This is a genomic window from Streptomyces sp. NPDC004667 (assembly GCF_040609475.1).
Taxonomy (GTDB): Bacteria; Actinomycetota; Actinomycetes; order Streptomycetales; family Streptomycetaceae; genus Streptomyces.
The window spans coordinates 21604-35883 of the sequence record NZ_JBEXKC010000045.1; the positions used below are offsets into that span (position 1 = coordinate 21604).

At 73.8% G+C, this 14280-nt stretch carries 15 protein-coding genes; 8 read left to right on the forward strand and 7 right to left on the reverse strand.

Features of this window, described 5'->3' with window-relative positions; translation table 11 throughout:
* Positions 1 to 27: 27 nt before the first annotated feature.
* Positions 28 to 2355, reverse strand: coding sequence for a family 20 glycosylhydrolase (locus ABZW32_RS23925; protein WP_356219030.1), 2328 nt, complete (start codon positions 2353 to 2355; stop codon positions 28 to 30).
* A gap of 224 nt (positions 2356 to 2579) precedes the next feature.
* Between ABZW32_RS23925 and ABZW32_RS23930 the strand changes: the two genes are divergently transcribed.
* Complete coding sequence (locus ABZW32_RS23930; protein WP_356219033.1) at positions 2580 to 3485, forward strand: alpha/beta fold hydrolase; 906 nt, start codon at positions 2580 to 2582, stop codon at positions 3483 to 3485.
* A gap of 21 nt (positions 3486 to 3506) precedes the next feature.
* Here the strand turns inward: ABZW32_RS23930 and ABZW32_RS23935 are convergent, their stop codons facing one another.
* Positions 3507 to 3905, reverse strand: a complete 399-nt coding sequence (locus ABZW32_RS23935; RefSeq protein WP_356219036.1) for a nuclear transport factor 2 family protein — start codon at positions 3903 to 3905, stop codon at positions 3507 to 3509.
* A 58-nt stretch (positions 3906 to 3963) separates the two neighbouring features.
* On the reverse strand, positions 3964 to 5415 hold the full coding sequence (locus ABZW32_RS23940) for an MFS transporter (protein WP_356219039.1): 1452 nt from the start codon (positions 5413 to 5415) through the stop codon (positions 3964 to 3966).
* Positions 5416 to 5516: 101 nt separating this feature from the next.
* On the opposite strand from ABZW32_RS23940, the gene ABZW32_RS23945 reads away from it, so the two are divergent.
* The 3 genes from ABZW32_RS23945 (at position 5517) to ABZW32_RS23955 (ending at position 7947) form a co-directional block, all read left to right on the forward strand.
* On the forward strand, positions 5517 to 6404 hold the full coding sequence (locus ABZW32_RS23945) for a helix-turn-helix domain-containing protein (protein WP_356219042.1): 888 nt from the start codon (positions 5517 to 5519) through the stop codon (positions 6402 to 6404).
* A gap of 122 nt (positions 6405 to 6526) precedes the next feature.
* Positions 6527 to 7105, forward strand: a complete 579-nt coding sequence (locus ABZW32_RS23950) for a YbaK/EbsC family protein (RefSeq protein WP_356219045.1) — start codon at positions 6527 to 6529, stop codon at positions 7103 to 7105.
* Positions 7106 to 7284: 179 nt separating this feature from the next.
* On the forward strand, positions 7285 to 7947 hold the full coding sequence (locus tag ABZW32_RS23955; RefSeq protein ID WP_356219048.1) for a hypothetical protein: 663 nt from the start codon (positions 7285 to 7287) through the stop codon (positions 7945 to 7947).
* Here ABZW32_RS23955 and ABZW32_RS23960 read toward each other — a convergent pair.
* Positions 7920 to 8585: a TetR/AcrR family transcriptional regulator gene (locus tag ABZW32_RS23960; RefSeq protein ID WP_356219050.1), complete on the reverse strand. Its 666-nt coding sequence runs from the start codon at positions 8583 to 8585 to the stop codon at positions 7920 to 7922. The genes ABZW32_RS23955 and ABZW32_RS23960 overlap by 28 nt on opposite strands.
* 19 nt (positions 8586 to 8604) lie before the next feature.
* Between ABZW32_RS23960 and ABZW32_RS23965 the strand changes: the two genes are divergently transcribed.
* The 3 genes from ABZW32_RS23965 to ABZW32_RS23975 all read left to right on the forward strand — a co-directional run bounded on the left by ABZW32_RS23965 (position 8605) and on the right by ABZW32_RS23975 (position 11345).
* On the forward strand, positions 8605 to 9084 hold the full coding sequence (locus tag ABZW32_RS23965; protein ID WP_356219053.1) for a DUF6463 family protein: 480 nt from the start codon (positions 8605 to 8607) through the stop codon (positions 9082 to 9084).
* Between the two features lie 41 nt (positions 9085 to 9125).
* Complete coding sequence (locus ABZW32_RS23970; RefSeq protein WP_356219107.1) at positions 9126 to 9668, forward strand: FABP family protein; 543 nt, start codon at positions 9126 to 9128, stop codon at positions 9666 to 9668.
* A gap of 123 nt (positions 9669 to 9791) precedes the next feature.
* The gene (locus ABZW32_RS23975; protein ID WP_356219055.1) at positions 9792 to 11345 is read left to right on the forward strand and encodes an alpha/beta hydrolase; all 1554 of its coding nucleotides are present in this window, start codon (positions 9792 to 9794) and stop codon (positions 11343 to 11345) included.
* A 73-nt stretch (positions 11346 to 11418) separates the two neighbouring features.
* Here ABZW32_RS23975 and ABZW32_RS23980 read toward each other — a convergent pair whose 3' ends face one another.
* Both ABZW32_RS23980 and ABZW32_RS23985 read right to left on the reverse strand, forming a co-directional pair.
* Positions 11419 to 12180, reverse strand: coding sequence for a glucose 1-dehydrogenase (locus ABZW32_RS23980; RefSeq protein ID WP_356219057.1), 762 nt, complete (start codon positions 12178 to 12180; stop codon positions 11419 to 11421).
* A gap of 106 nt (positions 12181 to 12286) precedes the next feature.
* The gene (locus ABZW32_RS23985) at positions 12287 to 12871 is read right to left on the reverse strand and encodes a TetR family transcriptional regulator (RefSeq protein ID WP_356219060.1); all 585 of its coding nucleotides are present in this window, start codon (positions 12869 to 12871) and stop codon (positions 12287 to 12289) included.
* A 157-nt stretch (positions 12872 to 13028) separates the two neighbouring features.
* Between ABZW32_RS23985 and ABZW32_RS23990 the strand changes: the two genes are divergently transcribed.
* Positions 13029 to 13463, forward strand: a complete 435-nt coding sequence (locus ABZW32_RS23990) for a CBS domain-containing protein (RefSeq protein ID WP_356219062.1) — start codon at positions 13029 to 13031, stop codon at positions 13461 to 13463.
* A gap of 55 nt (positions 13464 to 13518) precedes the next feature.
* Here ABZW32_RS23990 and ABZW32_RS23995 read toward each other — a convergent pair whose 3' ends face one another.
* A complete protein-coding gene (locus ABZW32_RS23995; protein WP_356219065.1) occupies positions 13519 to 14181 on the reverse strand; it encodes a DUF2278 family protein in 663 nt (220 codons plus the stop codon).
* Positions 14182 to 14280 lie beyond the last annotated feature (99 nt).

Consider the following 14280-nt stretch of genomic DNA (forward strand, 5'->3'; position numbering starts at 1 on the left):
AGGACGGGGGCGCCGGGCGCCACGGGGTCAGGCGATCAGCCAGCTCTGGAACGCCGATCCGTTGGCGGCCTGCTGGGTGACGGCGGCCCCGTCCGTGCCGGAGGCGGTGGTGAGCAGGAGCCCGCTCCTCGCGTTCGTCACCGAGGAACCACCGCCCGGCTGTGCGGCGATCCTCCAGCGCTGGCCGTCGCCGCCGGTGCAGACGGCCTGGACGACGGCCGCGCCGGACGGGGCCGAGCCGCCCTCGATGTCCGCGCAGAGCCCGGAGGCCGCGTTGACCAGGGTGTGGGTGCCGTCGGCGCCGGGGGTGAGCCGCCACTGCTGGTTGGGGCCGCCGTGGGGTGTCCAGGTGATCAGCCGGGTGCCGGGGGTGGTGGAGCCGGCCGGGTCGTCGAGGGCCTTGCCGGCGGCCGTGAGGGTGCGGGGGGCCGGCGAGGGGTCGTCGTAGACCTCGAACTCGTGGAGGGAGTAGCCGTACGCGGTGCCGCGCCGGGTGCCGAGGACCCGGATGTACCGGCCGGTTCCGGTCAGGCCGGTGAGGTCCTGGACTCCCCCGGTGCCGGTGGTGGTGGAGTGGATGGTGCGCCAGGTGGTGGCGTCGTCGGAGAGCTGGATCTGGAAGGACTTCGCGTACGCCGCCTCCCAGCGCAGGACGACGCGGCCGACGGCGTGCGGGGCGCCGAGGTCCACCTGGAGCCACTGGGGGTCGGCGTAGGCGCTGGACCAGCGGGTGCCGGGGTCGCCGTCGGTGGCGGCGGCCGCCGGGAAGTCCGCGGTCTCGGTGCTGGAGGCGGTGGTCGGGCGGCCCAGGGCGAGGTTGCCGGGCTGCGCGGTGCCGGGCCAGGCCGGGTTGTGGCCGACGGCCGCCACGATCGGGGTGAAGGCGGCGTACGTGGGCACCGGCTTCGGGGAGCCCCAGGTCTGCTGGGCCAGTCCGCGCAGCGGGTACATGATCCCGGCCGCGATCTGGTCCTCGGTCTCGGCGGTGGGGTTGTCGCACCAGACGTGGAGCAGGGAGCCGGGGTTCCGGGCGGGGTCGGCGAGGGTGGCTCCGCCCTCGAAGCGGTCCGCGGTCCAGGTCTCGTACATCCACTTGGTGTCGGGTTTGGCTCCGCCCAGGACGTAGTAGGTCGGTGTCCAGGAGGCGTTGGCGACGGTGTGCCCGGCGGCGGCGAGCTGCTGCGGGGTGAGGCCGTAGGTGTACCAGTACTCGACGAGGATGCCGGGGTGCGGGGTGAGGGTGCCGTCGCCGGACTTGATCCCGTCGTTCCATATCCTGGTGGTCTTGCCGGCCGCCCGGACCAGGTCGTCCGCCCAGTTGACGAAACCGTAGTAGGTGTCCTTGGCGGTGGCGCCGGCGCCGTAGTGGGCGCGGGCGTAGGCGAGGAGCTGCGGGTACTTGGTGTAGTCGGTGACGTATTCGTCCGCGCCGATGTGCCAGTACGGGGCCGGGAAGAGCGGCAGGTACTCGGTGACGAGGTCCTTGACCAGCGCGTAGGAGCCGGGCAGCGAGAGGTCGATGAAGTCGGGACTGGAGACTCCGGAGGCGCTCTTGAGCCTGAGTTCGGGATGCGCGGCGAGGACGGCGTTCATGTGGCCCGGGGTGTCGATCTCCGGGACGATGGTGACGTGGTACTTGCGGCCCAGGGCGACGAGGTCGGCGATGTCCTGCTTGGAGTAGTGGTCGGTGGAGACGATCTCCGGGTGGGTGGAGCTCTCCAGCCGGAAGCCGTAGGTGTCCGAAAGGTGGAAGTGGAAGTAGTTGAGCTTGAGGTAGGCCAGTTCCCTGATGTGCCGTCGCAGCCATTCGACGGTGAAGAACTTGCGCCCCTGGTCGACCATGAGCCCGCGCTCGGCCTTGTCCGGCCAGTCGACGGCGGTGCCCGCCGGCACGGCGGCGGACCGGTGGAGCAGTTGCAGGACGGTGCGGGTGCCGTTGAAGGCGCCGCCGGCGGTGGCGGCCCGGAGGGTGAGGGCCGGTCCGACGGTCATCCGGTAGCCCTCGGGCGGCAGGGCGGGATCGTCGAGGCCGATCCCGATGTCCCCGGCGGCCGGAGTGCCGGTGACCACGGGGACCGGGTGCCCGGTCAGCGCCGTGAGGTCCTCGGCGAAGGTGGCGGCCTCTCCGGAGAGCCGGTCGGCCGCGGCGGGGTCGACGACGATCCGGGCGGCGGCGGTGAGGGTGTAGGGGTCGGCGGCCGACGCGGTCCACTGCCGCAGCGCGGGAACGGTCTGCGGGGTCGCCGCCACGGCGGCGACGGAAGCGGGAGCGGGAGCCCCGTGGGCCGCGGCGCCGGGCGCTGTCAGTACGGACACCGCGCAGGCGGTGGCGACCAGGAATCCGAGCAGGCGCATGGCTGCCTCCAGCCGGGTGGGGCCGCGGAAGACGGGTGCCCAGTGCAGCGCAGCGTCGCGTACATGTCAATAGGTGCTCGGAGCGGCGCCGAATCGAGCAGCCTCGCGCAGTTTCCCGCCGATCGCGCCGATCCCGCCGGCCCGGGCGGGCACGGCGACCCGCGCAGGGAAACGTCGGTTCCGCCTTCGGCCGGGGCGGCCACGCGCCGCTCTATGGTGGGCCCATGACGGAACAGAAGGCGTTCGGCGTGGGCCCCTCGAAGATCGAGATCGCCTACGAGCGTTTCGGTGATCCGCGCGATCCGGCGGTGCTGCTGGTCATGGGCATCGCCCTGCAGATGCTGGGCTGGCCCGAGGGATTCTGCGCCGAACTCACCTCGCGCGGGGTCCAGGTGATCCGGTTCGACAACCGCGACGTCGGACTGTCCTCGCACTTCCCGGACGCACCCGTCCCGGACGTCCGCGCGGCGCTCGCCGGGGACCTGTCCTCGGCCTCGTACACCCTCTCCGACATGGCGGCCGACAGCGTCGGTCTGCTCGACGCGCTGGAGATCGACGGCGCGCACGTCGTCGGCCTGTCCATGGGCGGCGCGATCGCCCAGACGATGGCGCTCGAACACCCGGGCCGGGTACGGTCGCTGACCTCGTTGATGTCCACGACGGGCGACCACTCCGTCGGACGGCCGAAGCCCGAGGCGCTGGGGGCCCTGGCGGCGCCGGTCGCCACGGCGCGCGAGGAGGTCGTCGAGCGGATGGTGAGGACCGTACGGGTCCTCGGGTCGCCCGGTTTCCCGTTCGACGAGGCGGCCGTGCGCGACCGGGCGGCCCGCGCCTACGACCGGTCCCACGACCCCCTCGGCGTCGCCCGCCAGGCGGTCGCCTCGATCGCGGCCGGGGACCGTACGGAGCGGCTGCGCGCGCTGGCGGTGCCCACCCTGGTCATCCACGGCGCCGACGACCCGATGTGCGACGTGAGCGGGGGGCGGGCCACCGCCGACGCCGTCCCCGGCGCCGAGTTCGTGACCTTCGAGGGGATGGGCCACGACCTGCCGCGCGCCCTGTGGCCGGAGATCGCATCGCTGATCACCGGGCTCGTCCGGCGCACGGAGGCGGTCGCACCGGTCCGCTGAGCGGGCCGGGGGGCGGCGGGGTCAGGGCCGGTCGCACCAGGAGAAGGCGGCGATCCGCCAGCCCTGCGGGGTGCGGACGAACTGGATCGTCTTGGTGCCGCCGCCCTCGAAGGGCTCGCCGTCCAGGGTCCCGGACTTGCGGTACTCGCCGAAGCGCGACGCGATGCCACCCTCGATCTCGGTGCGCTCCGAGACCTCCCACTCGCTGAACCCGACCAGCCGGCCGTCCTTCAGCAGGCGCTCGCGGGGCTCGATGAATTCCTCCACCGTGTAAGCCGTGAACTCCGGGCCGGCATGCACGATCACACCGCCGGGCAGGATCAGCCGGCGGAGCCGGGCCACATCGGCGCCCCCGCCGTCCCGGTTGTCGAAGGCGGCGAAGAACTCGGCGGTCAGCGCGTCTATTTCGGTCTTGGACATGGGCCCGACCGTAACACCGGGAGGCCCCGGGCCAGTGGGGAAAACCAGGGTTCCGCGCTCAGCGCAGCACGCGCGGCAGCCGGAGGCTGAGGAGCACGGTGAGCGCGATCATGCCCAGCTGGACGAGCAGGGTCACGGTCAGGGCCGTCCCCATGCCCGCCCCGGGCACCAGGGCGAGGAAGAGGCTGCCCAGGGTCGCCACGCCCAGGGCGAGCGCCGACTGCTGGGTGGTGACCATGACCCCGCCGCCCACTCCGGCCCGGTCGGCCGGGACGTCCGACAGCATCATCCGCATCAGCACGGGCAGTTGCAGACCCTGGCCGAGGCCCGCCACGGCGACCGCGGGAGCGAGGGCGGCGAGGCCGACGTCCGGCCAGTCGGCACGGACGGTCAGCAGGAGCAGGCCGATGCCCAGGCCCTGGAGCAGCCCGCCCGCGGTGACGACCCGGCTGCCGAAACGGCCGACCAGCTTCGGGCCGGCCAGGGACGCGGCGAAGAAGGCCACGGCCATCGGCACCAGCGCCAGCCCGGCGGAGACCGGCCCCATCCGCAGGCCCTGCTGCAGGGCGACGGCCACGACGAACATGAAGCCGCTGAAGCCCATCGAGAAGGGCACCATCAGCACCAGGCCGCGCCGCAGCGACTCCAGCCGCAGCAGGCTCGGCGGCACGAGCGGGGTACGGCCCAGGCGGTCGGCGCGCCGCTCCGTGAGGTAGAAGGCCGTGGCCGCGAACGGGAACACGGCGAGCGAGAGCCAGGTCCACAGCGGCCAGCCGGTCGCCCTGCCCTCGGTCAGCGGCAGCAGCAGGGACACCAGCGACAGGCCGAGCAGCAGGGTGCCCGGTACGTCGACCGAGGCCGGACGGTCCGAGCGGGTCTCGGGTACGGCCCGCACCGCGAGCACCAGACCGAGGATCACGACGGGCACGTTCACCAGGAACACCGAGCGCCAGCCGGACCCGGCGACGTCCGCGGCGACCAGCACCCCGCCGAGGATCTGCCCGGTGACCATGGACAGCCCGGCGGTGGCCCCGTAGAGGCTCATCGCGCGGGCCCGGCGCGGGCCCTGGGTGGTGGCCTGGATGGTGGCGAGCACCTGCGGCAGCATCAGCGCCGCGGCCGCTCCCTGGGCCACCCGGGCGCCGACCAGGGTCCAGGCGGTGGGGGCCAGACCGCAGGCCAGCGAGGTGAGGCCGAAGGCGGCCATGCCGATGAGGAAGAGCCTGCGCCGGCCGGCGGTGTCGCCGAGACGGCCGCCGAGCACCAGCAGGACGGCGTACGCGACGCCGTAGCCGCCGACGATCAGTTCCAGCATCGCGGGGCCGGCGGCCAGGTCGCTGTCGATGGCCGGCAGCGCCACGTTGACGATGAAGAAGTCGATCAGGGGCAGCGCCGCGCCCAGCAGTACGGTGAACAGGCCCAGCGGGTTCAGCGCCGCGCCCGTCCCGGCGGCCGGGTCCGTGGGGCGGGAGGGGGACGGATGGTTCGTACGTACGGTCGTTTCGCTCACACCCAGGACGATCCTCCGGCGCCCAGTCTGGTACCAGAGTCTCCTTATCCTGGTACTGGCACTACCTGGCACCCGGATGCCGGCTGCGGCACCCTGGAGTCATGACCACAGTGGCCCCCGAGAGCGACGTACGCCGGCACGAGCTGGCCGATTTCCTGCGCAGCCGCCGCGAGCGGATCACTCCCGAGCAGGTCGGGCTGGTGCGCGGCCGCCGCCGGCGCACGCCGGGGCTGCGCCGCGAGGAGGTGGCCCAGCTCTCCGCGGTGGGCGTCACCTGGTACACCTGGCTGGAGCAGGCCCGCGCGATCCAGGTGTCGCCGCAGGTGCTGGACGCCCTGGCGCGCGCCCTGCTGCTGGACCCCAGCGAGCGGGCGCACCTGTTCGCGCTGGCCGACAGCACCGATCCGGCGTCGCACACGCCCTGCACCAGTGTGACCCCGGCGCTGCGCGCGATGCTCGACCAGCTGGACCCGATCCCGGCCTGCGTCCAGAACAGCCGGTACGACATCCTCGCGTACAACACCACGTACGGGCGGCTGCTGTGCGATCTGGACCGGCTGAAGCCCGAGGAACGCAACTGCATGTGGCTCGCCTTCACGAACCCGGACTGGCGGGCGGCCGTCGTCGACCTGCCCGAGGTGAACCGGACGATGGCGGCCAAGTTCCGGGCCTCGATGGCGGAACACCTGGCCGAGCCGACGTGGAAGGCGCTGCTGGCCAGGCTGGAGGCGGCCTCGGCCGAGTTCCGGGAGATCTGGGCGCGGCACGAGGTGGTCGGGCCGGGCGGGAAGGCGAAGTACATCTTCAACGCCCAGGTGGGTCTGCTGCACCTGGAGCACACCAACCTCTGGCTGGGTCCGGCGGCCGGACCGCGGCTGGTGACGTACGTCCCGCTGGACGAGGAGAGCCGCGAGCGCCTCGTACGCCTCGGTTCCCTCCGGTCCCCGGACACCACCGCCCCGGCCGTGGAAGGCGCCCTCGCCTCCTGAAGCCTCCTGCCCCGAGGCCGACTTGCCAGCGGGCGGCCGTCGCGGCGGCAGCCTCCGGCGCCCGGCTGCCGGCCGTCGAGGCCGTCGCGGCGTGGGGGCGCGGGCGCTGTTACCGTGCGGCCATGCGCGCTCCCATCGGCTCCTTCGAACTCGCCCGGCCCGCCCCCGACTGCCTGGAGGAACTCGTCCCGCCGGTGGCGGCGGCGCTCCGCGCCCTCGCGGCGGACCTGCCCGTCGAGCGGATCGTCTACGTCGACACGGATCCGGCGGTCGCCGACACGGCCGCCTTCGTGGAGCACTACGGGCACGACCTGCTGGCCCGGTCGGCGAACTGCGTGGTGGTGGCCGCGCGGCGCGGCGGCGGAACCGCGCTCGCCGCCTGCCTGGTGCCCTCGGCGTCCCGGGCCGACGTCAACGGGGTGGTCCGGCGGCACCTGGGGGCCCGGAAGGTGTCCTTCGCGGCGATGGAGACGGCCGTGGAGCTGACCGGGATGGAGTACGGCGGCATCACCCCGCTGGGCCTCCCGTCCGACTGGCCCCTGCTGGTGGACCCCGCCATCGCGGACATGCCGCACTGCCTGGTGGGCAGCGGCCGCCGGCGCGGCAAACTCATCGCCCCTGGCGACCTCTTCGCCCGGCTGCCCGGCGCCGAGGTGATCGAGGGCCTGTCGGCCGGGAACCCCGGGGCCCGGTCCCGCTGACATCCCCACCGACACCCCGGCCGGCGGTCGACGCCCCCGGGCGACCCCGGCAGACGCCACCGTCCGCCATCCGCCATCCGGGGGCGTCGGCGCCACCCGGGTGTCCGGGGCGCTCCTAGGATGGGGCGCGCCGCGGCTCCGGGAGCCGCGTTTCGCGTTCACGAGCGGGGAGTCGAGGCATGAAGCGGTTACGGGTGCTGGTGGCGATCGGGGTCCTGGCACTGGGTTCGGCGGGTGCGGGGACCGCGCAGGCCGCTCCGGTGTCCGGGGGCTCCGGCTGCCCGACGGCGGAGGTCTTCGCGACGGACAACACGGCGGTCATCACGGATCCGGCCGACCCCCGGCTGCGGACGCGGCTGACGCGCTTCGACCACGAGGTGCGGGACATCGTCCGCGCGCACGGCGCGCGGACGGCCGACTCGACCCTGCTGGACGGGGTGTTCTGGTCCGGCGAGCAGCAGCAGACCACGTACGAGCGGTCGCGGGAGTTCGACGTCGAACGCGTGGGGCGGGACGGTCTGCACCACATCGCCGACGTCATCCGCAAGCAGTACGACCAGGAGTCGGTGCTGACGTTCCGCTGTCTGCCGCGCACCGCGCCGGAGACCGACGCCGTGGAGGTGCGGGCCCCCGGGGTCAGCCCCACCCGGCTGCGTGAGGCGCTGGTCGCGGACCCGGAGGCCCGCGAGCGGCTCGGCGGTGGTTCGGTCACCCTGGGCGGGGAGTTGATCCTCATCGCCCCGGTGTCCGACCTGCCGCTGGCGCGCAGGTTCACGGCCGCCCTCGGGGTCGACTGGAGCCGCGCGGAAGTCCGTTACGGCGACGAGGAGTTCGTGGCCTGACCCGTCGGCCCGTCCTGGAGTCCGCCCCGTCCGGGGGCGGGCGCCTGCGGGGGGCCGGCCGTCGCGGCCGCGACGGCCAGGGCGGCGATGGCCGGGGCGAGGGACGGGACGGGGGTCCGACCCAGGAGGAACACCCAGGCGAAGGCCGTGCCGAGGAGCGCGGAGTGGACCAGCGCCGGGTCGGCCCGCTCGGCCAGCTCGCCGCGGGCGAGGGCCCGGTCGAGCAGGTTCGTCACCGCCCCACGCTCCCCGGCGATGAAGGTGTCCCGGAAGCGCGCGGCGGTGTCGGGGTGCTGCTTGAGGTCCGCGAGCAGACCGGGGGTGGCGGCCTCGACGACGGGGTCGGAGAAGATCCCCAGGATCAGGCGGGCGAGCGCGGTGAGGTCCCCGTGCAGCGATCCCGCGTCCGGGAGCGGCTGCGGTTCCCGCCCGTGGACGAGTGCGGCGAAGACCAGTTCACCGCGTGAGGCGTGGCGGCGGTAGATGGCGGCCTTGCCCACGCGCGCCCGGGCCGCCACGGCGTCCATGGTCAGTGCCGCGTAGCCGTTCTCCCGCACCAGTGCGCGCACCGCTTCGCGGATGGCGTCGTCCACCCGGCCGTCCCGGGGCCGGCCGGGGGGTTGCTTCGAAGGCTCCATGCGCCCATCATACGGAACCATGAGTATCGAAACTCCTCGTATCGTAAATCGATCCTCCGACGGCGCCGCCCGTGCCCGCACCCTGGCCGTCTGGGCGGGGCGCAGCACCGTCGTCATCGGTGTCGCGCACCTCGTGTACTTCGCGGTCAAGACCCGGCCGCACTGGGGCGGCTGGGCCGACGGGACCCTGCACGGCAGGACCGCGATCGACGACCCCGCCAACGCCGTTTCGCTGAGCGGGTTCTGGTCCCTGCCCGGCAGCTTCGCCGTGCCGCTGATCCTGCTGGGGCTCCTCGTCTCGCGGACGGCACGCGCCGGCCAGGAACTCCCCGGGTACCTGGCGTGGTCGCTGGCGGCCTGGGTCCTGCTCTGCTCGCTGGTCCTCGAACCGTCCGGATTCCCCCTCGGCATCGTCCCCGTGACCCTGCTGCTGCTCTCCCGGCGGCACCGCGGGTCCGCGACCCGGACGACTCCCGGGGCGGCGTCCGCGTCCGGCTAGGCTGCGCGCGACGGGGGAATCCACAGACAGGCAGGGTGAACATGTTCGAGTCGGTCCAGGACAATCCGTACCCCGACACCCACGTCCTCGGCGAGGGCCCCGAACCGCACCCGCTGCTGCGGCCGGTGCTGCCGCTGATCGGGCGCTGGCACGGGCGCGGGGAGGGCGAGTACCCGACGCTGGAGCAGGACTTCCGGTACGAGCAGGAGCTCACCTTCAGCCACGACGGCCGCCCGTTCCTGCGCTACGAGGCGCGCGCCTGGCTGATCGACGGGTCCGGGGCGCCGGTGCGGCCGGCGGGGCGGGAGGCCGGGTGGTGGCGGGTGACCCCCGACGCCTCCCTGGAGGTGGTGCTCGCGCACCCGACCGGCATCGTCGAGACCTACGTCGGCCGGGCGTCCGGGACCGAGGTGGAGATCGAGACCAAGGACGTGGCGCTGACCCCGCTGGCCAAGGAGGTCACCGCCACCCGCCGTCACTACACGCTCGACGGCGACCGGATGACGGTCGTTCACGACATGGCGGCCGTGGGCCGGCCCCTGCAGCACCACCTCACCGCGCACCTGCGCCGCCGCCCCGCCTGACCGGCACGTCCCCGGGGGTGGCACCAGCACCACCCCCGGGACGGATGCCAGGGGGATCGCCGCGGGACCCCCGGTTCGAGGAGGGTGGGGTGACCGATCCACTCCACCGGGGGGAACCCGACCGTGCACCTCTTCCGCAAGCCCGTGCGCTGGGCCGCAACCGCCGCGTGCGGGCTGCTCGCCCTCGCCGCCCTGCCCGCCTCGCCCGCCGCCGCCGCTCCGCCGGCCGGCGCTGCGGCGGCCGTTCCCGGGCGGTACGCCCACCAGCGGCTCGACTGGCGGCCCTGTCCGTCCGGTTCGCTCGAATGCGCCTCCATGACGGTGCCGCGCGACTGGTTCCACCCCGGTGCCGGAGCGGACCTCACGGTCACGGTGTCCCGTCACCGGGCCACCGGTCCCGCCGCCCGGCGCGGTGTGCTGATGATGGCCGCGGGCGGGCCCGGCGCCTCGGGGCTGGGCCGGCCCGAGGGGCTGGCCTCCTACGCCCCGAAGCTGGCGGCGGCGTACGACATCGTCGGCTTCGACCAGCGCGGGGTCGGGGCCAGTACCAACGTGGTCTGCTCGGACCAGGACACCGTCGACGCCATGTTCGGCGGCGGCGACCTGCGCGACCGCTCGCCGGAGGCGGTGAACGGCACGCTGGATGGGGCGCGGCGGTTCGTCGAGGACTGCCGGAAGAACTCGGGCGGTCTGCTGCCCTTCATCACCACCGATCAGGCCGTGCGCGACATGGACCTGTACCGCGCGCTGCTGGGGACCGAGCGGATCTCCTACTACGGCCCCTCGTACGCCACCTTCCTCGGCGCCCAGTACGCGCGGACGTTCCCGCGCCGGGTCGAGCGCATGGTCCTCGACAGCGCCATCGACGCCACCGGCGGCTGGCAGGAGTTCATGACGGGGCAGCCGCTGAGCTTCCAGCGGCGCTTCGAGGAGGACTTCCTGCCGTGGCTGGCACTCCACGACGACGTCTACCACCTGGGGCGGACCCCGCAGGAGGCCAAGGCCGGCTACGAGCGGCTGCGCGCCGCGCTCCGCGACCGCCCGCTGGACCTGGAGGGGACGCAGATCACCCCCGACCGCCTCGACGCGGCCGCGACGTCGCTCATCTACAGCGGCAGCCGCTTCCCCGACCTCGCGGCCGTGCTCGGCCTGCTCCGGAACCCGGACGCCGCGCCGCCCGCCGCCCGGCAGGCCCTCGCCGCGAAGCTCGGGCATCCGCTGGGGGCGGCGTTCGCCGCGGACTTCTTCTCGGTCGTCTGCCAGGACTCCCCGTGGGACCGTGACCTCGACCGCTGGGTGGCGCGCAGCGAGGCCGACGCCCGCACCCACCCCATGATCGGGGCCCGGGAGCTGTCCTACGCGGCGGTCTGCGCCCAGTGGCCGCGCTCGCGCGCGCCCCGGCCCGCGGGGAACGGCCGGGAGCTGCCGCCCATCCTGATGCTGGGCTCGACGCACGACCCGGCGACCTACTACGAGGGTGCGGTGCGGGCCCACCAGCGACTGGCGGGCTCGCGCATGATCACCGTGCACGGCGGCGACCATGGCGTGTACCAGGCGGGCAACGCCTGCGTCGACGGGTACGTGGAGGGCTTCCTGGCCGACGGCCGGCTGCCGGCCGCGGACGCCGCCTGCGAGGGGAATCCGCTGCCGGTCCCCACGGCGCCGGCACGGGGCTGATCCGGCAGGGGGCTGATCCGGCACGGGCCCGGCGCGCACGGCGCACCGGGCCCGTCCGCCCCGTCCCGGAGCCTCAGGCCGAGGAGCCGCTGTCCACGACGAGGTCGGAGCCGACGACCGCGCCGGCGGCCGGCGAGGCGAGGTAGAGGACGGCCGCGGCCACCTCCTCGGCCTCCGCGGCCCGCCCGAGCGGGGTCTGCGTCTTCATCCGCTCGGTGCGCTCCGCCTCCGTCTCGCCCGGCAGCAAGGACATGGGCGCGACGGAGGCACCCGGGCTGACGGCGTTGATGCGGACGCCCTCCTGGACGTGGTCGAGGGCTGCGGCGCGGGTGAGGGCGGAGACGGCGGCCTTCGAGGTGATGTACGCGGCGGCGCCGGGGATGCGCAGGTGGGCGCCGAGGTTGGAGGAGATGTTGACGATGGCGCCGCCGCCGTTCTCCCTCATGTGCGCGATCTCGTGCTTCATCGCCAGCCAGACGCCGGTGACGTTGGTGCGCAGCACGGCGTCCCAGTCCTCCTCGTCCACGTCGGCGACGGGGCCGCCACCCCGCAGTATCCCCGCGTTGTTGACGGCGACGTCCAGGCCGCCGAAGCGGGTGACGCTCGCCCGGACGAGCTCGCGCAGGCTGTCGGAGTCGGTGACGTCCGCGGTGACGGCGGCCGCGGCGCCGCCGGCCGCCCCGATGAGGGCGACCGTCTCCTCCAGCGGGGCCGCGGTGCGTCCGGCGGCGACCACGGACGCACCCTCGGCGGCGAAGGCGAGGGCGATCGCCCGGCCGAGGCCGGAGCCCGCGCCGGTCACCAGGACGGTCTTGCCGGTGAAGCGGTGCTGCATGTCGATGACTCCTTCGAGGGAGGGGCACCCGCCCCATATTTAACTGATCGGTTCAGAATTCGGCGCTGCGGAAGGGGAGCCCGAAGGCTCCCCTTCCGCGTGGTCTTCAGTCCAGCAGGGTCAGGGCCTGCTCGGCCGCGTCCCGCACCCTGGCGGGGTCCGCGCAGGCCTTGCCCACGACCCGTACTCCCTGGAGCAGCACCAGCAGCATGCGGGCCAGCGCTCTGGGATCGCGGTCCGGGGCCAGCTCGCCCTGCCCCTGGGCCCGTACGAGGGCGGAGTGGAGCAGGGTTTCCAGGCGGTCCCAGCCCGCCTCGACCCGGCGGGCCGCGGCCGTGTCGCGCGAGGCCAGTTCGGCGGCGGTGTTGGTGACGAAGCAGCCGTTCAGCCGCTCCTGCGGCGCGCCGGCCTCGGCGGCGAAGCGGCGCACCACCGCCCTGACCGCGGGCAGTGCGGGCCCCGGCCGCGACAGCTCCGCGAGGAGCAGCAGGTCACGGGATTCGGCGTAGCGGTCGAGCGCCTTCAGGTAGAGCTCGTGCTTGCTGCCGAAGGTCGCGTAGATGCTCGCGCGGCCGATGCCGAGGCACTCGACGAGGTCGGCCACCGACGTCGCCTCGTAGCCGCGCCGCCAGAACAGCTCGAGGGCCGACTGCAGCACGGCGTCCGGATCGAATTCCTTGGTCCTGGCCATGCCCAAGATCATAGAAGATTCTGGAACGAGCAGTCAACAAAAGGGGTCAGGGGATCGCCGTCCCGCCCCGGCGCGCCCCGGCGGCCCATCCGTGCTGTGCTCGTAGAGGAGGGGCAACGGGAGGAAGGCACGCAGTCACCGACCCAGAGGAGGAACCATGACCAGGAACCTGCGGGCCCGGGACATCATGACCGGGGACGTGCAGTGCGTACGGGAGGACCAGTCCCTGCTGGACGCGTCGCGCATGATGCGCGACCTGAACGTCGGCGCCCTGCCCATCTGCGGGAACGACGGGCGCCTCCAGGGAATGATCACCGACCGCGACATCGTCGTGAAGTGCTGCGCCGAGGGCCGGGAGCCCGCCGGGGTCAGTGCCGGTGAGCTGGGCGGGGTCCTGCACTGGGTGGACGGCGAGACCACCGCCCAGGAGGCCCTGGACACCATGGAGGTCCACCAGATCAAGCGGCTGCCGGTGATCGACATGGCCGGGGGCCATCGGCTCGTGGGCATGATCACCGAGGCCAATCTCGCGAAGAACCTCTCCGACGCGGACATCGCGGAGTTCGCGGTGCGCGTCTACGCCGCCAACTGACGACCGCGTCCGGTGCCACCGGGCGGCCGTCCCCGAGGGCCGTCGCCAGGGCCTGCTAAAGGGGATGGCCGTCCGGGCCGGTGTGGTCGGCCTGGCTGGTGAACTTGTTGAGGAAGACGTCGTAGAGGCCGTCGGGGCGGCGGGTGAAGGTGGCCCCGTCCTGCCAGGTGCCGTTGTCGGGCCACCACTGGCTGCCGTAGGGGTCGCCCTGGTTCTGGTGGATGTTGTGCATGCCCAGGCCGCCGTGGTCGAAGGGCTCGCCGAGGATCAGGATCGGCCGGCCGGGAACGAGGATCGGTTCCAGGGCCCCCGCGGCGTCCAGGTTGGAGCCGGAGATCCATGGGCGGGGCGGGTGCAGCCGGTCCAGCAGGCGCTGGATCCACGCGGGCGGGTGGCGGACGAAGAGGCAGCCGGGGCGGTCCACCAGGGCCGGGTGGCGCAGGTAGTCGACGGCGCCCGAGCCGGACGACATCGACAGGTCGTGGTAGCCGGCGGCCATGGCGGGCAGCGGGTCGAGCTGCGAGGCGGACAGGGTGAAGGTCTTCCACTGGACGCCGGTGGCCGACTCCTTGCTGTCCACGTCGACGGCGCACCGGTAGCGCCCGGCGGGCGCGTCGACCTCCAGGTTGACGTGGAACCAGTGCCCCTGGGTGTCGGGCTGGTCGCGGAAGTGGCTGTGCAGCGTCCCTGACAGCACGCCGTAGGAATCGAGCGGCATGACCGTCAGTCAACCACCGCCGGCCCGTCGGCGGGGGTGACTCGCTCGGGTTCCGCCGCCCGTGGCCCCGGGCGGCACGACCCGGTCACCCGCGCGGGC